General features: G+C 65.6%; 1 protein-coding gene. It reads right to left on the minus strand.

The features are described from left to right. Positions 1-18: 18 nt before the first annotated feature. Positions 19-1,095 (minus strand): IS3 family transposase gene (locus ACOVRJ_RS00135; RefSeq protein WP_422041880.1). Its coding sequence is split into 2 segments (ribosomal slippage), with 1,078 coding nucleotides annotated over them: positions 19-950 and positions 950-1,095; the frame shifts between segments, so codons are not numbered across the junction. This gene is flagged as partial in the annotation.

Here is a 1,095-nt window from a genome sequence, read left to right on the forward strand (position 1 = left end):
TGACGTTGCCCCCAACTTCTATCCAGCGTGACGTAGACTCGGGCGGCTGTTTTGGCCGATCTGGCCGCGGTGAGCGACGGGGGCTGGTGCGGAGCCTTGCATCGAGCGTAGCGCCAGATCCCGTCGCGGGTTGAAGGTGTCGGCGTATTCCGCCGGGGTGAGCCAGCCGAGCCGAGAGTGCGGTCGGTTGAGGTTGTAGTCGGCCCGCCACGAGGCCACGGTCGCCCTCACCTGGGGCAGCGAGGGGAACAGCGTCTCGTTGAGCAGCTCGTCCCGCAGCCGACCGTTGAAGCTCTCGATGAAGGCATTCTGGATCGGCTTACCCGGAGCGATGTAGTGCCAGTCGATGCGCTGCCGATCGGCGAAGCCGAGGATGGCGTTCGAGGTGAACTCGGTGCCGTTGTCGCTGACGATCATCCTGGGCCGTCCGCGGCTGGCGATGAGGGCCTCGAGCTCCCTTGCGACCCGCAGCCCGGACAGCGACGTGTCGGCGACAAGGGCCAGGCACTCGCGGGTGCAGTCGTCGACCACCGTCAGCACCCGGAAGCGCCGGCCGTCGGTGAGCTGATCAGAGACGAAGTCCAGAGACCACCGGTCATTGGGCAGGGTCGGGATCAGCATCGGCGCCCTGGTGCCCATGGCCCGCTTGCGGCCACCACGCCGGCGCACCGTCAACTTCTCTTCCCGATAGATGCGGAACAGCCGCTTATGGTTGACCAGATGGCCTTCGCGCCGGAGCAGCACATGCAGCCGGCGATAGCCGAACCGTCGACGCTCATGGGCTATGGCCTTCATCCGCTCCCGCAGCGCTACGTCATCGGTGCGAAGCGCCCGATAGCGCATCGTCATCCGGCAGCAGCTCAACACTCGGCACGCCCGCCGCTCGCTCATCCCAAACGCAGTCTGGAGATGGGCGACGGCATCTCGCTCGGCAGCGGGCGTCACCATTTTTTTCCGAGGAGGTCTTTCAGCGCCGAGTTGTCCAGCATCGCATCGGCGAGCAGCCGCTTGAGCTTGGCGTTCTCATCCTCGAGCGCCCTCAGCTTCTTGGCCTCGCTGACGTCCATGCCGCCATACTTGGCCTTCCACTTGTAA

It is taken from the genome of Roseateles sp. (assembly GCF_049240545.1).
GTDB lineage: Bacteria > Pseudomonadota > Gammaproteobacteria > Burkholderiales > Burkholderiaceae_C > Paucibacter_A.